We start from the raw sequence: 1,342 nt of genomic DNA on the forward strand, positions 1-1,342 counted from the left end.
CAGTAAATTGCTGTAATGCTTTGATGGCTTGTTCCTCTTTTTCGGAAAATATACCCAGTATCAAACCCGTATTGGTTATTCCCAATAACCCCTTACCATCATAATAATCCTTACAACTGCTCCAACACCTTCGGCGGTGGGCATGCATTAGTTCTTCGTGGTTTTAACGATGATTCAACTCAAGATGTGTATTATATCGATCCCTATGCTGGTTCTGGTTATCGCTCAAGTTACACTTATTTTAATACAACCCTTGGTTGGGGTAGTTCGGTATTCTGGAAATAGTGCTCTTTTAAAGATAAGTCAACCAACTAATACAAGGGGGAGTTAAGTTGAAAAAATTACTCGTTGCTGTAGTTTTAGCACTTGTGCTAGGCGTTTATAGTTTGGGAACAACCGTTTTTGCAGTTGATCAAGTAACCAACGCTATGTATGAAGAATCCCTTGATGTTGCCGAAGATGGTTCGCAAGTTAAAAGCATATTTGACAAGGATTTCGAAAAAGTCAAGAAGTTAATTGACAATGACAAGTCATTTGTACCTGAAAAGTTTCGTGACGAAGTTATTCAGCTCTCCAAAATGGGAACCCCTTATAAGGTGTACTACGCCCCAGATGATTTTATTGAACCCTTCACTATGGACGGGGATTTCAGTAAGGCAGTAAAAGGTCAGGTCTTTTGGGAAGTTCCATTGCTTGACGACAAGGGTCGGGTAATTAGCACTTCAACTGCTTGGAAGGAACAAGGTGCCTGGACAATTGCCCAAACTGGATTATACGCCCCGGTGGAAGTTATCGAAGTAACAACCAATCCTGAACTTTTGTACGAATTGCTTAAAGATAACAACATTGAAGGCGTTAAAAAGATTAAACACGTAAGGAGTATAGACGTGGGACTTGACATTCTATATATCAAAGCAAAAAGCGGTGAATATTTACTTCCTTTCGGAAACCGCCCCGACATTACTGGCTTGGAAAACCTTAAAGTATATACTGTTGATGAAGTTAAAAATATCTGGAAAGAATTATTAGAAGAACAAAAACAAAAGTCTCAAAGCAATAATATGAACCCTGAAGAATAGACACTATAAAAAAAGTATATCTATTGGACTGAAACCCTCTTGGAAGACACTAAGTATAGTTAAAAATATACAATGTGTTTATCAAGGGGGTTTTTGAGGGTGTGAATATACAGACACAAGGGGACGTTTTTATTGTGTCGCTAAGCCCTTTTAACAATATTAAAACTTACACCAGTCAGGCGGGATATTTGCCGGATGCTTAATCCTTCAATCTCTTTTAGTTTATGCAGCACCATATCCCGCTCTGCCCTACTCATTTCTTG

The 1,342-nt window shown here is 38.7% G+C and carries 2 protein-coding genes; both read left to right on the plus strand.

Annotated elements, in window-relative coordinates:
• Positions 1 to 84: 84 nt before the first annotated feature.
• Entirely contained in the window at positions 85 to 285 is a 201-nt protein-coding gene (locus V6C11_RS18630) for a papain-like cysteine protease family protein (RefSeq protein WP_442886018.1), read from the plus strand.
• 47 nt (positions 286 to 332) lie between these two features.
• Positions 333 to 1,079 (plus strand): hypothetical protein, encoded by a 747-nt coding sequence (locus V6C11_RS02790; RefSeq protein WP_333529556.1) that lies wholly within the window; start codon positions 333 to 335, stop codon positions 1,077 to 1,079.
• The last annotated feature ends 263 nt before the right edge of the window (positions 1,080 to 1,342 follow it).

This window comes from Desulfotomaculum sp. 1211_IL3151, from assembly GCF_036763075.1.
GTDB lineage: Bacteria > Bacillota > Desulfotomaculia > Desulfotomaculales > Desulfotomaculaceae > Desulfotomaculum.